This is a genomic window from Arthrobacter pascens (assembly GCF_030815585.1).
GTDB classification, from domain to species: domain Bacteria; phylum Actinomycetota; class Actinomycetes; order Actinomycetales; family Micrococcaceae; genus Arthrobacter; species Arthrobacter pascens_A.
Genome location: NZ_JAUSWY010000001.1, coordinates 381270 through 395920, shown reverse-complemented (window position 1 = coordinate 395920; position 14651 = coordinate 381270). Strand labels below are relative to the sequence as shown.

The 14651-nt window shown below is 65.4% G+C and carries 11 protein-coding genes; 7 read left to right on the top strand and 4 right to left on the bottom strand.

Annotated features, from left to right (window positions below; genetic code table 11):
• Nucleotides 1-11: 11 nt before the first annotated feature.
• Complete coding sequence (locus QFZ30_RS01860) at nt 12-578, bottom strand: alpha/beta fold hydrolase (RefSeq protein ID WP_307072946.1); 567 nt, start codon at nt 576-578, stop codon at nt 12-14.
• Nucleotides 579-668: 90 nt separating this feature from the next.
• Nucleotides 669-1289, bottom strand: a complete 621-nt coding sequence (locus QFZ30_RS01855) for a PadR family transcriptional regulator (protein WP_307072944.1) — start codon at nt 1287-1289, stop codon at nt 669-671.
• Nucleotides 1290-1500: 211 nt separating this feature from the next.
• Between QFZ30_RS01855 and QFZ30_RS01850 the strand changes: the two genes are divergently transcribed.
• Nucleotides 1501-3666 (top strand): transglycosylase domain-containing protein, encoded by a 2166-nt coding sequence (locus QFZ30_RS01850; RefSeq protein WP_307072942.1) that lies wholly within the window; start codon nt 1501-1503, stop codon nt 3664-3666.
• A 23-nt stretch (nt 3667-3689) separates the two neighbouring features.
• Here QFZ30_RS01850 and QFZ30_RS01845 read toward each other — a convergent pair whose 3' ends face one another.
• Nucleotides 3690-5084: an alpha-amylase family protein gene (locus tag QFZ30_RS01845; protein ID WP_307072941.1), complete on the bottom strand. Its 1395-nt coding sequence runs from the start codon at nt 5082-5084 to the stop codon at nt 3690-3692.
• Nucleotides 5085-5136: 52 nt separating this feature from the next.
• On the opposite strand from QFZ30_RS01845, the gene QFZ30_RS01840 reads away from it, so the two are divergent.
• Nucleotides 5137-5670, top strand: a complete 534-nt coding sequence (locus tag QFZ30_RS01840; RefSeq protein WP_307072939.1) for a GNAT family N-acetyltransferase — start codon at nt 5137-5139, stop codon at nt 5668-5670.
• Nucleotides 5671-5720: 50 nt separating this feature from the next.
• On the opposite strand, the gene QFZ30_RS01835 is transcribed toward QFZ30_RS01840, so the two are convergent.
• Nucleotides 5721-6320 carry a DnaJ family domain-containing protein gene (locus QFZ30_RS01835; RefSeq protein WP_307072937.1) on the bottom strand — a complete coding sequence of 200 codons (600 nt, stop codon included), beginning with the start codon at nt 6318-6320 and terminating at the stop codon, nt 5721-5723.
• A gap of 233 nt (nt 6321-6553) precedes the next feature.
• Here QFZ30_RS01835 and QFZ30_RS01830 point away from each other — a divergent pair, with 233 nt between their 5' ends.
• From QFZ30_RS01830 to QFZ30_RS01810, 5 genes are all read left to right on the top strand, one after another.
• Nucleotides 6554-8926 carry a beta-galactosidase gene (locus tag QFZ30_RS01830; RefSeq protein ID WP_307072935.1) on the top strand — a complete coding sequence of 791 codons (2373 nt, stop codon included), beginning with the start codon at nt 6554-6556 and terminating at the stop codon, nt 8924-8926.
• A gap of 329 nt (nt 8927-9255) precedes the next feature.
• Nucleotides 9256-11028 carry a family 43 glycosylhydrolase gene (locus QFZ30_RS01825; RefSeq protein WP_307072933.1) on the top strand — a complete coding sequence of 591 codons (1773 nt, stop codon included), beginning with the start codon at nt 9256-9258 and terminating at the stop codon, nt 11026-11028.
• 77 nt (nt 11029-11105) lie between these two features.
• Nucleotides 11106-12134 (top strand): LacI family DNA-binding transcriptional regulator, encoded by a 1029-nt coding sequence (locus QFZ30_RS01820; RefSeq protein WP_307072931.1) that lies wholly within the window; start codon nt 11106-11108, stop codon nt 12132-12134.
• Between the two features lie 110 nt (nt 12135-12244).
• Nucleotides 12245-12502, top strand: a complete 258-nt coding sequence (locus QFZ30_RS01815) for a hypothetical protein (RefSeq protein WP_307072928.1) — start codon at nt 12245-12247, stop codon at nt 12500-12502.
• A gap of 182 nt (nt 12503-12684) precedes the next feature.
• Nucleotides 12685-14517 carry an HNH endonuclease signature motif containing protein gene (locus QFZ30_RS01810; RefSeq protein ID WP_307072926.1) on the top strand — a complete coding sequence of 611 codons (1833 nt, stop codon included), beginning with the start codon at nt 12685-12687 and terminating at the stop codon, nt 14515-14517.
• Nucleotides 14518-14651: the final 134 nt, after the last annotated feature.

The following is a 14651-nucleotide window of genomic DNA, read 5'->3' as shown; positions in this document are numbered from 1 at the left end:
AGCAGGCACCATCACACCGGCGTCGAACCGCGGCCAGAAACCGTCCCTACGTTCTTCAAGGTCGGCAGCCCACGCTTCCGCCAGGGGTGCGCCGCCAAGGAATGCACGCGCAGCCTCCCGGCTGGGAAACGGGACAGGCCAGGACCTGAAGTACTCCCCCAACGCTGCATGATCTTCGGGGTTCCCGGCGCCGGCATCCGTTTCCAGCAGGACGAGCCTGGCCACCAGATCCGGACGGGCTTCTGCCGCCAGCATCGCCGTATGGCCGCCCATCGACTCCCCACCAAGGTGACCGGCCGCGCCGCGGTTTCTTCGATGACGCGCACGACGTCGGCCACGTAGGCTCCGCGGGAGAGGTCACCGGGGTGGCGGGTGCTTCCGCCGTGGCCGCGCAGGTCCATTAGCAGGGTCCGGAACTCGGGCAGCGCCGCCGCCGTCGGGAAGAATTCGCGGGCACTGCCTGCGAGGCCATGGAGGATCACTACGGCGGGTCCGCTGCCGCCGGTGTCGTAGCAACGGATCTCCACGCCGGGCGCGGTGGCCACCGCGAATTCATTCAGTGGCGCGGACAGAGGCATGCACCCACGCTACGCGAACTGCCGCACTCCCCGGGCGGTGAGCAACCGTTCATATCCACGAAACCGTTTGAGAGAGGTTCAGGAGAGGGCTTAGTCCGCGAGGATGTGATAGAGAGCCCGGCGGGTTTCGTCGATTTTCTCCACCGCGGCCTTGCGTTGCTCATCGGTGGCTGCGGCGCGGAACTGGTGGATGACCCCCATCAGCTTTCCCACACTCTGGAAAAAGGCCTGCCCGGATCCCTCCGATTCAGCGTTCCAGGCGTTGTCCAGTTCCTCAGCGTGTTCGCTCACGTACGCCTTCCCAGCATCGGTGAGCGTGAACTCAGTCCGCCGGCCTTCGCTGAGGGGAGCGATGAGGTCTTCATCCACGAGCTGCTGCAGGGTGGGGTAAATCGACCCCGGACTGGGCCGCCAGGCCCCGGATGTTTTCTCCGCGATGGTCTTGATCAATGCGTACCCGTTGGAGGGCGCTTCGGCCAGGAGCGAGAGAATCGCCCAACGGACGTCACCCCTGTTGGCCCTTCTGAACCCGGGGCCAAAACCGCCTCCGGGTCCGAATCCAGGTCCGAAGCCGGGCCCAAAACCTGGGCCGAAGCCGGGTCCGAACCCGCCTCCGCGGTGTCCGTGGGGTCCCCGGCGTCCCCTGCCGCGCTCGAAGCGTCCCCTTCCGAATCCGGTGTCCGAAAATTTGTCGTCATGAAAGTTTTTCATAGCGGCATCTTCCTTTCTTTAGTCTGCCATGCTCAGCATCGGCGAACCATTCACCGATACTTAACGATATATCGCTGAATATCGGTGGTCAAGAGTGATCAGGCGAAAAATCTCACGGAAAAATCCAGTCGAAATCAGCCGCACGGACTCTGGCTGAAGCGTGTCCCGGCGGCGTATCCTGTTGTCACGTCGCTAGCTAAAGAGCTGAAAAATGGCGCAGAAGAAGCAACGCAGACACGGTCTGGCCGCGGCCCTGGGAAGGGTCCTCGGGTTCTTCACTGCGAGTGCATTGTGCGGCGTTTTAGCTGCGAGCCTGGTGGTTCCGGCCGTTGCTGCTGCCGGCTTCGGGATCAGCAGATCCATCACCTTCTTCGACAGCCTGCCCGAGGAACTGGTGGTCACGCCGCCGTCGCAGTCCACCAAGGTCCTGACGGCCGACGGGCAGCCGATCGCCACCTTCTATGTTGAGAACCGGGTGAGAGTTCCCCTGGACCAGATGTCCCCCTACATCAAAGATGCCATTGTGGCCATCGAGGACAGCCGCTTCTACGATCACGCCGGACTCGATCCCCAAGGGATTCTCCGGGCAGTCATCTCCAATATGACCGCCGGCACCCAGCAGGGGGCGTCCACGCTCACGCAGCAGTACGTCACCAACGTGGTCAACGAGTCCCTGCTGTCGGCGGAAAAGAATGACCAGGTGATCCTTAGCGGGCAGAAGTCTGTCGGCGACAAGCTGCGGGAAATGAAGCTGGCCATTGCGCTGGAGAAGAAGTTCAGCAAGGAACAGATTCTTGAGGGGTACCTGAACATTGTGTTCTTCAGCCGGGACGCCTACGGCATCGAGGCCGCGGCCCGGTACTTCTTCAGCACCACAGCCAAGGAGCTCACGCTGCCGCAGGCCGCCCTGCTGGCAGGGCTGGTGAACAGCCCCAGCTTCTACAACCCCGCACTGAATCCGGACAAGTCCATCACGCGCCGCAACCAGGTGCTGGGCGAGATGCTCACCCAAGACAAGATCACCCAGGCGGACCATGACGCGGCCGTGGCCACCCCCATCGAACTCAAGCTCAACCCCGGAAGGCAGGGCTGCGCCAATGCGGCCATGGCGCCGTACTTCTGTGACTACGTTTCGCATCTGATCCTGAACAACCCGGCGTACGGCAGCAGCCTGATCGAGCGGGAGCGGAAGCTCTTCCGGGGCGGGTTGACTATCGTCACCACGCTGGACAGCAGGCTGCAGGCAGCCGCACAGGCACAGGTTGACGGCACGGCAGGAGCAAATCCGGACCGGTGGGGCGCATCCTTGGTCACCATTCAGCCCGGCACAGGGAAAATCCTGGCCATGGCGCAGAACACCGTGTTCCTGCCGGAGCCAGGAAAGTTCGATACCCACCTGAACTTCAACGTGGATTCCAAAGACGCGCAGGGCAATGACCTCAACGGTGCCGGCGGCTTCCAGCCCGGGTCCACCATGAAACCCTTCACGTTCGCTCAATGGCTCAACGAGGGCAAGACCCTGACCGCTGAGGTGGACGCCTCCAAGCGGGTGTACCCCTTGGGTTTCCCGTGGCGATCCAGCTGCGGGAAGGTCCTGGGGGCCTACAGCACGGCGCAGAACAATCCTGAACTGGGTGCGGCCGATGACCTGCAGAACGCGGACGAGGGATACTACCGGCGCATGCCCATCAACTACGGGCTCTATAACTCCATCAACACCGCCACCTTCGCTACCGCCGCCCAGCTCGACTTCTGCGGCATCCAGAAAATGGTGGATGCCGTGGGCCTGCACAGCGGCCTGGACGGTGCCCAAATCAACATGCACCAACTGGGCAACATCCTGGGTGCCATCGGCGTGGCCCCGCTCCACATGGCCAATTCCTTTGCCACGTTCGCCAGCGATGGGCGGTACTGCGCCCCAATCGCGTTGGTGGAGGTAACAGACGTGGCCGGCGGGAAGCTTCCGGCCCAGACCAGCGAGTGCCGCAATGCCGTGAAACCGGAGGTGGCGCGCGGTGTCAACGCCGTGCTCCAGGATGTCCTCAAGGTGGGCTCCGGCGTGTACATCAACCCCAAGCTCCACACCCAGATGCCCATCGCGGCGAAGACCGGCACCTCCAACAACAACGGGGCCACCTGGGTGGTGGGCTACACCTCGGGTCTTGCCACGGCGTCATTCTTCGGCGACGCCCTGGACGGCCAGAAGCGCCCCGGCCAGAACGTCACCGTCAACGGCACGTTCTACAAGCGCCTTGACGGATACATGGTCGCCGGCCCGCAATGGGCCAACTACATGCAGCAGGTGGCGCGACTCTACCCGGCGGACCCGTTCCCGCCTCCCCCGCCGTCCATGGTGGGTACGCCCCCGAAGCCCTAGCCAGGTCCCTCGCAGAGCGGCCGTCAGTCGCCGGCGGACAGGATGGCCCAGCCACGCGCCGGCACTGCGAGCCGGTTGTTTCGGGTTAGGCTGCCATTCCCCGCCAGCAGGATAGAGGCCGACGGCGGCACCTCAAGTTCCGCTGACTGTGCCGCCTGGTTGAGGGCCACCACTATGGACGCGCCGTCTCCTGCTTCGGCTGCCTCGTACACCAGGTGCTCGTTGCTCAGGGAGAGCACCCTGGTGCGGGCCATATGCAGCCAGGCGTGCCGCCGTCGCACGCCAATCAGCTGCTCATGCAGCCGGTAAATGTGCTGCCCAGCGGGTGACAGGTCCGACGGTGAGCCGGGAAAAACTGGACGGACGTCGTCGTCGCCCCCTGTCCTGTCCTCTTTGACGCCCCGGAACGCCTGCTCGTCGCCGTAGTAGACGGACGGGGTGCCGCCCACGGTGAACAGGACCACCAGGGCGTGCGGCAGGAGCTCCGGATCCTTGAGCTGGCTGGAAATGCGCGTGACGTCGTGATTGCCCACAAACGTGAGCGGGGCGAAGGTGTCCAGGAAGGTGTTGTGGCGCTCCAGCGCGGCAGCGAGTTCGTAGTAATTCGCGTCGTTGAGTGAGCTCCAGGCGGCCTTCCACAGCTCGTACTGCGTGCCGGAATCCAAGGTCCCGTTGCGCACCTCGGCGGCGTAATCGCCGTGGATGTACTCCCCCACAAAATAAGCCTCGGGGTAGTCGGTGCGGACCTCGGCCAGCACTGTCGACCAGAAAGCTGAAGGCACTGCGTAGGCCGCGTCCAGCCGCCAGCCGTCCGCTCCGCGTCCCAGCCAGTGCTTCATGACCCCGGTGACAAAGTCCGCCACCTGAGGCTCGTCGTGGTTGAAGGCAACCAGGTGGTGATGGCCTTCAAAGTCCTCATAGTCCGGTTCGGCGATATCCGGCCCGGTGCCGGCGCCCTGGTCTGGCCAGCTGATCCTGAACCACGGTGACGTGGGCGCGGACGGCCCCTGGACCAAGGCGTCCCTAAAGGGCTGGAATGAGCGCCCGGCGTGGTTGAACACTCCATCCAGGAGCACCCGGATACCGCGGTCGTGGGCTTCACGGATGAGGTCGTCAAAGTCCGTGTCGTCGCCCAGACGGGGGTCGATGCGAAAGTAATCCGTGGTGTCGTAGCCGTGTGTTTCCGACGCGAAGACCGGCCCCAGGGCGATGCCTGACGCTCCCAGTTCCAGCACGTAGTCCAGCCACGGGATCAGTTTCCTGAGCCGGTGTTCGCCGGGAGCTGAGGCCGGGAGCGCTTCCTTCTCCGCCCCGGTGAAACCCAACGGGTAGACGTGCCACCACACGGCGTGCTGGACCCAACTCGGTTCTGCCATGGTGGAGCGGGCCTTTCGTCGGGGATCGATCTGACGTTCCATTCTGCTCCACGACGGCGGCGCGGTCACGTCAGGCGCGTGGAAGGATGAGGACGTGCAAGCTCTCGAGACTGACCGGCTGACCCTCCGCATCTGGGAGCCGGACGACGCTGACTTCGCCTTTGACCTGTACTCACGCTGGAAGGTGCAGCGCTTCATCGGCGCGGTACCGCAGGTGATGGTGGAACGCTCCCAGGCTGTGGAGCGGATCAATGCCTGGCGGAGCAAGGACCATCCGGTGCACGCGGTCTGGGCCGTCCAGCTTAAGGCCAGCGGCCAATTGGCCGGAACGCTGCTCCTGAAGTCCATCCCGGCGTCGGGGGAATCCCTGCCGCTTCGGCCGTCCGGCGATACGGAGATCGGCTGGCATTTCCACCCGGACCATTGGGGGCACGGTTACGCGTGCGAGGCCGCGGCCGCCGTCCTGAACTACGCCTTCTCCAGCGGCGTGAAGCGGGTGGTGGCGGTGACGGCTCCCGGCAACGTGGCATCCCAGAAGGTCTGCAGGCGGATCGGGATGAGTCACGCGGGCCAGACGTCGGAGTACTACAACTCGCTGTGTGAGCTTTTTGTGGTGTCGGCGCCGTAGTGCGCGGAAGCGGACGATGGCGGGAGCTGCCGCCGTCGTCGGCTTCCGGACTATCCCGTGCCGTTCCAGACGCGCTGCCACCACGAACGCTTTGGCGCCGGATCCGGCGGAGCTGGGGCGGTCTTGGCCTTGGCCGCGCGGCGCTCGTGCCAGTGTGACACTTCCGCCTCCACATCGCGGGTCTTGGTGACCACCGGCGGACCGCCCTGGAGCTGGCGGCGGGCGTCGATCACCCGGGCATTGAAGTCCGCCAGGATGTCCCGTACCTGTTTTTCGGTGAACTGGGCGTCGAGCCGGGCATCCAGTTCGGCGTCCTCGGTCCGGAGCAGGATGGCCTTGGGGCCCAGGCCGCTGATGTGCTCCCGCTGGATCAGGCCCTTGACCCACCAGTCGGGGTCATAGGCCTCACCCAGCCCCGGGATGGGCTTGCCGGAGTACTTGAGATTGTCGAACTTCCCCTGTGCCATCGCGTCACGGATCAGGTATTCCACCCGCGCCGCGTCGTCCACCTTCTTGCGCTTCTGCCGTTCTTTCTCCTCGGCGGCCTCAATCGCCGCCTCTTCCTCTGCGCTGAGGCCTGCGCCGCGGTAGGAACGGAGTTCCGCTGCACGTTCCAGTCGCCGCCTGAAATTCCCCACCCCGCCGCTCATCGCCTGTCACCGCCCTTGCGCCTGGTCTGAACCCTGACTTCCAGTATTCAGTCACCGGCGGGCCGTTTCAACGGGTGCGCCCCGCAGCCAGTATGGCGACCTGGACTTCGTCATAGCAGGGCGGCGCCATGAGCCCACCAACGGACCTTATAAGCTCAGACAATCCCGTGACCGCGACGAACGGGTCAGCAATTCGTCATCAAACAGTCCGCCTCGGCAGAGAGATTTCCACCATGAGCACCCCGGCCCGCAGCAAGACGCGAACTCTCGGCACCTCCCACCAAGCCTGGGATTCACCGTTCGTTCGGCCGGCCATGAGCAACACTGTGGACGTCCACCAGCGGTACAGGGTGACCAACCGCTACGTGGAGATCGGAGGGAAGCCCGGCATTCCTGTCTCAGGCGAACTGCACTTCAGCAGGCTCCCCCGGGAACGGTGGGAAGAGCGGCTGCGGCTCATGAAGGGTGGCGGCATCACGGTGGTGGCGTGCTACATCTTCTGGATCCACCACGAAGAGCATGAGGGCGGAGTGCGGTTCGACGGCAACCTGGACGTTGCCGGGTTTGTCAGGCTGTGCGACTCGATCGGGCTGGACGTCGTCCTCCGGATCGGCCCGTGGTGCCACGGTGAGGTCCGCAACGGCGGGTTCCCGGACTGGGTGCAGGCCTCCCGAGTAGAACACCGGACGAACGACCCTGCCTATCTCCGGCTGGTCAAGGGTTGGTTCGGCCATCTGGGGGCGGAAGTTGCTGGATTGACGGGCCCGGCCAGCAACATCATCGGCATCCAACTTGAGAACGAGCTGTACGACCAGCCTGAGCACATCCGCGAACTGAAAGACCTTGCCCGGGAGGCCGGGCTTTCGGCCCCCATCTGGACCGCTACAGCCTGGGGCGGCGCAGACCTGCCGCAGGAGGAAGTCCTGCCACTCTTCGGCGGGTACGGGGACGGCTTCTGGGTTGATGCTGATTCCCCGTGGGACCCCACTTTCCGGGAACACTATTTCTTCAGCCATGTGTGGGACGATCCCGGAATCGGCGCGGACCTGCGCGAGCACCTCAGCACCGGTGCCGCCGCCGCTGCGCCGCGCACGCCGTCGGCCCTTTATCCGCCGGCCACCTGCGAGTTGGCAGGTGGCATGGCCACTGCTTACCAGCGCCGGCCCTGGCCGGGCGGCCTGGACGTGGCGGCGGTGGCGCACAACAAGATCGGCAACGGTTCTGCGTGGCAGGGCTATTACATGTTCGTCGGCGGCACCAACCCCGCTGACGGAATGCAGGAGTCCCACGCCACGGGCTATCCCAACGATCTTCCCCGCTACGACTACGATTTCCACGCCCCCATCGGCTCCTCGGGCCGGCTTGCCCCCAGCTTTTCTGCTCTCAGGAAGCAGCATGCGTTCCTGGCAGCCTTCGGCGACCGGCTCGCCCAGATGCCCTCCACCCTGCCTACGGCAAGGCCGGCGGGCATCGAGGATACGGAAACACTCAGGTGGGCACTCCGCAGCGATGGCCAGTCGGGCTTCGTCTTCATCACCTGGCACCAGCCGCACATCCCGTTGCTGGCCTGTCCGGACACGCAGTTCGAGATCGGGCTCCAGGAGGCGTCCGTGACCTTCCCCAGCAGGCCCACCGAGATCCCGCCGGGCACCATCGCCCACTGGCCAGTAAACCTGGACGTGGCAGGCGTGATGCTGCAATGGGCCACCGCCTCGCCGCTGACCATTCTCTCCACTGAGGTCCGGGCGCCCTCGCCCACTCTGGTGCTGGCTGCGGAAGCCGGCGTTCCCGTGGAGTTCCGTTTCGCAGATGGAACCACCGTCAGTGGTCCGGCCACCGCGCTCGGTGACGGCGTTTACGTGGTGGAGACGGAGCATCCAGTGACCGTCACGGCGCGGGCCGGGGAGTCCGCACTGGACCTCCTGGTTCTCCCGGCCCCCGCGGCGGATCAAGCCTGGGTCCTGGACACTATCAACGGCCGCGAACTCATTCTGTCCAAGGACCCCGTGTGGGTTGCTGCGTCCGGGAGACTGGGAGGCCGGGCGGGGATGCAGCCCGAAGTACTTCGCTACAGGCCGGACTCGCGCTCCTTCACGGCTGTAGCCGCCCAGGCCCCGGATGCCGGGCAAGACGAACGGCCGGTTGGTTCGGTTTTGCGGGTTGGCGTTGAACTCCGGCATCCCGCCCGGCCGGTGCCGCCGTCGTACGGGACCCTGGCGAACCGCGCCTCGGCTCCCACACCGGAAACCATCGATGCCCTGGCGCAGACCTACAGCATCAACCTCCCGGCCGAAGCATTCACCGGCGAGCTGCACACAGAGCTGGAGATCGCCTGGGCCGGGGACATTGCCCAACTGCTGGTCGACGGGACCGTGGTGGCGGACCGGTTCTGGGACGGCTCTCCATGGATCCTGGAAATCCACGACGCCGGGATCCACCGGAATTCTGAGGTCACCCTCCAGATCCTCCCGCTTTCCCGGGAAGCCCGCGTCGGCGTGCCCGCGGAGGCCCAGCGTCGCCGGGACGGAACGCCCGGGGACCTCGTTGAGCTGGATTCTGTCCAGCTCGTCTGCTGGTGCGAGTGGCTGGAACTCGACCACGACTGAGCGGCGTGTCCGGAGGGGAAGGAACCGGACAGCGGCGCGTCCCGCCGTCGTCCGTTTCCTTGCGTTTGTACGTCTCCCCCCGACAACCCTGCGGAGGGGCGCAGGAGTCCGCCTTCCCGGAATTTGGGACAAAGGGCCCAGCATGTTGACTGTCTGTGACGCATGCCGCATGATTGGGATAACGTTTTCCCACTGCCGGCGTCGGCGCCAACGAGGTCGCTACGGAAGACATTGTCCGAACTGGAACGGTACGTGGCGGGCCGCCCCTTCGCATACCCCGAAACCCTCGCATCGCTGACCGTCGCGCCGCCAGACCTGGAGACCATCGCATGACACTGCTCACCAACCCGGTGCTGCCGGGCTTCTCACCGGACCCTTCCTTGATCCGCGTCGGAGAATGGTTCTACCTCGCCAACAGCTCCTTCGAGTGGTATCCGGCCATTCCCATCCATCGGTCACGGAACCTGGTGGACTGGGAATACGCCGGTTCGTTTTCGGGCCCCGATGCCCTTCTCGATCTGCGCGGGCTGCAGGACTCCGGGGCCATTTGGGCGCCATCCCTGAGCTGGAGCGATGGCACCTTCTGGCTGGTTTTCACCGTGGTACGTGGCTTCGGCGGCCCGCATAAGGACATGGACACCTATATCTCCCGGGCATCCGACGTGGCGGGACCATGGACAGCGCCGGCGCGCGTCACCACCACCGGGTTCGACCCTTCCATCTTCCATCACGAAGGCCGCCACTGGCTGCTCAACATGGAATGGGACCACCGGCCCACGGGCCGCGGTGGCTTCGCCGGCATCAACCTCCAAGAGCTGAACGTCGACGGCACGGCCAGCATCGGGGAACCAAAAATCATCCACCGCCGCCCCGTGCTCATCGAGGGGCCCAACCTTTACTTCTTTGCCGGCAAGTACTACCTGATGCTGGCAGAAGGCGGTACCGGGCAAAAGCACGGAATCGCCATGATGCGGGCGGATGAGCTGCTTGGACCGTATGAGGCCGACCCCCACGGACCAGTGCTCACCACCAGGGACGACCCTTCCCATGAGCTGCAGAAAGCCGGCCATGGCGAAATGGCAGTCGACGCCCAGGGGGAAATGTTCCTGGCGCACCTGGCCAGCCGCTGGACTGAAAAGGACGGCAAGCAGTATTCGGTGCTTGGACGCGAAACATGTGTCCAGCGTCTCCGCCTTACGGATGACGGCTGGCTCCGGCTGGAGCAAGGCGGGTGGTCTCCCGCGCTGACAGTCGAAGCTCCGGCGCCGGAGTCCGACGGCGGCGCTGTCTCCGAGTCCGACGGCGGCGCTGTCTCCGATTCCGCCGTTGGTGCAGGCTCCGATTCCGCCGTTGGTGCAGGCTCCGATTCCGCCGGCGGTCCCGGCGCCCCTCCTGCCGTTGCTTCCGGACCGGAGGCGCCTTCCCTGCCGGACGCTGCCAGCAGGTTCGGTGGCTTCACCCCGGGTTCCTCCTCGGATGGCCGGCTGACCGTCGGCTGGCCGTGGAGCACACTGCGCCATGCCGCCGACTCGAGCTGGGCCAGCCTCTCCGACCGTCCCGGTTGGCTAAGGCTCCAAGGCCGTCACAGCACAGATTCGTTGTTTGAGCAGTCCCTCGTTGCGAGGCGGCTGACAGGACCCACCCTTACGGCTGCTGTCACCGTTGAGGCGCGACCGGCGAACTTCACGCAGAGTGCAGGCCTCATCTTCTACTACAACACCGCCAGCTACTTCTATCTCAGGACCACCGTGCGCGAAATCGGCGGAGACCTGGTTCCCGGCGACGCTGCCGTGGAACAGATCCTTGAAGTCTTTGAAAAGGATCCCCTGACAGGCCTGCAGTCGCACGGGGCCGCTGTGGTGGAGCCTGGGCTTCCCCTCCGTCTTGAGGGCACACTGAACGGCGCCCAGTTACAGTTCCACTGGGCCCAAGGCAACAACCAGCTGCGCCCCATCGGGCCGGAGTTGAACGCCCTCCAGTTGTCCGATGACCACGGCGGGGCCCTGCGATTCACCGGCGCCTTCGTCGGCGTCGCCGCCCAGGATCTCCGGGACCGGCGCTTCACCGCGGACTTCACGGATTTCCGTTACCAAACAGACTAGGCAGCCCAGATGAAAACGATTGCCCGTCGTCCCCGGACCTTTCCGTCATTCGCAGCATTTGGCATTACGCTGTGAAGGTGACCAAGGAACCGGCGCCTCCCCTGAGGCAGAAAGTGCCCGTGCTGAGCGACGTCGCCAAGGCCGCAGGGGTATCCGTTCCCACAGTCTCGCGCGTCCTGACCAGCAGCAAATTCGTTGCACCGGAACTCCGTGAGCGGGTGATGGAAGCCGTCGCTGAACTTGGCTACCGGCCCAACGGCGCCGCCCGCGCCACCCGGTCCGGGAAACGGTCCATGGTGGCCGTGCTTACCGGGGGCACATCCAACTATGGCTATGCAAAGACCATCGAAGGCATCGAGAAGGCGGCCCGGCAGTCAGGCATGTCCGTGATCATCGCCGTGGTTGAATCTGATGACGACGACGCCGTCAACTCCGCCATCGACCTTGTCCTGTCGCAGCCGGTGGCCGGCGTCATCATCCTGGAGTTTGACCGGCCAGGTCTTGCCGCCGTCAAGGCCTTCCCCAGTTCCATCCCGCTGGTGGTCGCCGGCGGCGGGACCAGGCGCGCCGGCAAGGCACCGGGGGCCCTGCTCGACGAACGCGGAGCCGGGAAGGACGCCACGAATCATCTGCTGTCACTGGGGCACAAGACTGTCCACCACGTTTCGGTCCCCACCATGGGCAAGCATTCGGGCCGCACGGATGGCTGGCGGGCCGCGCTGACTGCCGCCGGGGCAGCCATCCCGCCGGTACTGCATGCCACTTGGGAACCTGCCAGCGGCTACCGCGTGGGGCAGGAGCTCGCAGCACGGGATGACGTCACGGCCGTGTTCTGCGGCAACGACGACGTCGCCATCGGCGTGATCCGGGCCCTGCTGGACAGCGGCAAGCGCGTCCCGGAGGATGTGTCGGTCGTGGGCTTCGATGACCAGCCGCACGTAGCTTTGTGGCGGCCTGCACTGACCACCGTCCGTCAGGATTTCCAGGATCTGGGTGCCAGGGCCTTTGCCCTTCTGGCGTCGACCGTCGCAACGGGGACCTCTCCCGGCTCTTCCACCGTCAGGCCCGAACTCATCCTCAGGGAGTCCACCGCCGCCGTCGGCTGACAGCGGGAAGGACATCCAGTTCACCCAGCACGACTGCATCGTTCGTAAGGTGCTCTTGCTCGCCACCGGGACGTCCCGTTTTTGTCGTACCCTCGCGGCAGAGTAGACCTATGGAAGCCATTGGGGATCAACTGGCGGTGTACGGCGGCAGCGTCACGGTACTGACCCGCGCTTCTTCTGCTTCCCGTTTCGCAGGCCAGACGCCGGAACTCTCCCGGATCCTGGAGCATCTGCAGATCCTCGCCGGACTGAGCCGGCCAGGTCCGCCCGGTCTCTACGGGGCCCGCCAGCTGATTTTTGGGCCAGGGAGCGCAGCGCGGTTTAAATGTCAGTGCTCTTTGGAAGAGTGTTTCTATGGAAGCTCTTAGAGTTCAACACGCGGGGCAGGGCGGTAAATCCGCCCTGCTGACGCGCGCTGATTCGCCTGTTGGTGCCTCTTCCGGCATCAGCGCGTTCGACGTCGGCGCGCACGTTGATCGGCTGGCCGTCCGTAGCGTGCCAGCCACTTGGACGACCCGTTATTGTCGTACCCCTTTGGCAGAGTAGTCCTATGGAAGCCATTGGGGATCAGCTTGCGGGGTACGGCGGCAGCGTCGCCTTACTGGCCCGCGCTTCCACACCGGCGGAATCAGGGACCAGAGCGTCCGACGGCGGCGCGGGAACAGGAGTGTTCGACGGCGGCGCCCGGCCGGCTCTTTCGGCCCACCCTTCGGTGGGGCTGGCGGACGCTGTTGCCCTGGTTCATGCTGCCGCCGCGGCTGCTCCCGAAGAACTCGCTATGGCCGGCTACGTCGAGGCCGCCAATTACGCGGGCCTGGTGGAAGAGCTCTCCCGGACTACGGAGTACCTGCAGATCCTGGGAGCCGGCACCGTGGACCGCGCCCGCACCCGGGCAATCGCCGCCGCGGCAACAACCCGGGCCGCCCGGACAGGACGGTCCTGGGTCACCGGCTGGGACCACGGAACCGAAACCCTCACCGAAACCGACGCCGCATGGCCCAACCACACCGCCACCATCGAGGGCACGACCAGGCCTGTTCCGGTGTCGCCGGCTGACGACGGCTGCCGGAACACCGCCGAGTTCCTGCGGATCAGGCTCAGGATCGGCATCACCGAAGCCCGCCGCCGGCTCCGCCTCGCCCACGACGTCCTGCCCGCCACCACCCTCACCGGCGACCGGATACCACCGGCCCGCGAACACCTCGCCGCCGGACTCACCCCCACCATCCCCGACAGTGACACGGAAGCGGCGGATCCCGCACTCTCAGCCGCGGTGGCGGGCCCGGTGGTGTCCTCCCGGGCCGGGACCATCATCAGCCTCACCCTGGACCGGCTCCAACACCACACCACCCCGGAGACCCTGGCCCGGATCGAACAGGACCTCACCCGCACGGCCGCGACCGCAGGCCCGGACTTCCTCGCCCGGGTAGCCCGCCGCTGGGCCGACACCATCGACGCCGACGGCACCGAACCAACAGAAGAAGCCCTCCGCCACACCCAGGGCGCGTTCATCCGCAAACCCCGCCACGGCCTCCACCACCTCGAAATCTTCGCCACCACCGACCAATACGAACACCTCCTCACCGTCATGAACACCGCCACCAACCCCCGCACCCACACCACACCCACCGGGCAGCAACCCCACACCAGCACCGACGCACCAGCGACAAATACCGGCACTCACGCGAATCAACACATCTGGCAGGACAACGACGTCGACCTGGACCGGCGCACACGCTCCCAAAAACAACTCGATGGCATCATCAGCGCCGTCAAAGCCGGACTCACCACCAACACCCTGCCCACCACCGGCGGCAACCGCCCCCAAATCCTCGCCACCATCAACTACCAGGACCTCCTCCCCCACACCACCCACACCAGCCCGGAAGCAGATCAGGAAACCGGATCACTCACAGACGCTGGACCAGGAAACGGCACCGGTTCCGGGACGGGGAACTTCACCTTCACCGGCCCCGTCGCCGCCACCACCCTGCGCAAACTCGCCTGCGACGCCGACATCATCCCCGCCCTCCTCGGCACCAGCGGCGAAATCCTGGACCTCGGCCGCAAAACCCGCCTCTTCACCCCCACCCAACGCCTCGCCCTGACCGCCCGCGACCAAGGCTGCACCTTCCCCAACTGCACCGTCCCCGCACCCTGGTGCGAAGCCCACCACATCACCTACTGGTCACACGGCGGACCAACCACCCCCAACAACGGCACACTCCTCTGCACACACCACCACCACCTCATCCACAAAGACCAATGGACCATCCAAACCATCCACGGCACCCCCTGCTACATCCCCCCACCCCACATCGACCCCCAACAAAAACCCCAACAAAACCACTACTTCAAACCCCCACCACCACCCCGCGATTAGCAGGCCGAAAGCAAGAATTCCCACGCCCGAAATAACCGGACACCCGCGGGCACCCTGGAAACACGACCCCCGTCGTCTCAGATAACTCCGTCGCCTTAAAAACCTCTGTCCCGGCCGGAACCAAGGTTCCAACC

Bases quoted from the DNA above. Each gene is read 5' to 3' on its own strand.
- QFZ30_RS01860 (WP_307072946.1), bottom strand. From the start codon at position 578: ATGCCTCTGTCCGCGCCACTGAATGAATTCGCGGTGGCCACCGCGCCC.
- QFZ30_RS01855 (WP_307072944.1), bottom strand. From the start codon at position 1,289: ATGAAAAACTTTCATGACGACAAATTTTCGGACACCGGATTCGGAAGG.
- QFZ30_RS01850 (WP_307072942.1), top strand. From the start codon at position 1,501: ATGGCGCAGAAGAAGCAACGCAGACACGGTCTGGCCGCGGCCCTGGGA.
- QFZ30_RS01845 (WP_307072941.1), bottom strand. From the start codon at position 5,084: ATGGAACGTCAGATCGATCCCCGACGAAAGGCCCGCTCCACCATGGCA.
- QFZ30_RS01835 (WP_307072937.1), bottom strand. From the start codon at position 6,320: ATGAGCGGCGGGGTGGGGAATTTCAGGCGGCGACTGGAACGTGCAGCG.
- QFZ30_RS01830 (WP_307072935.1), top strand. From the start codon at position 6,554: ATGAGCACCCCGGCCCGCAGCAAGACGCGAACTCTCGGCACCTCCCAC.
- QFZ30_RS01825 (WP_307072933.1), top strand. From the start codon at position 9,256: ATGACACTGCTCACCAACCCGGTGCTGCCGGGCTTCTCACCGGACCCT.
- QFZ30_RS01815 (WP_307072928.1), top strand. From the start codon at position 12,245: ATGGAAGCCATTGGGGATCAACTGGCGGTGTACGGCGGCAGCGTCACG.
- QFZ30_RS01810 (WP_307072926.1), top strand. From the start codon at position 12,685: ATGGAAGCCATTGGGGATCAGCTTGCGGGGTACGGCGGCAGCGTCGCC.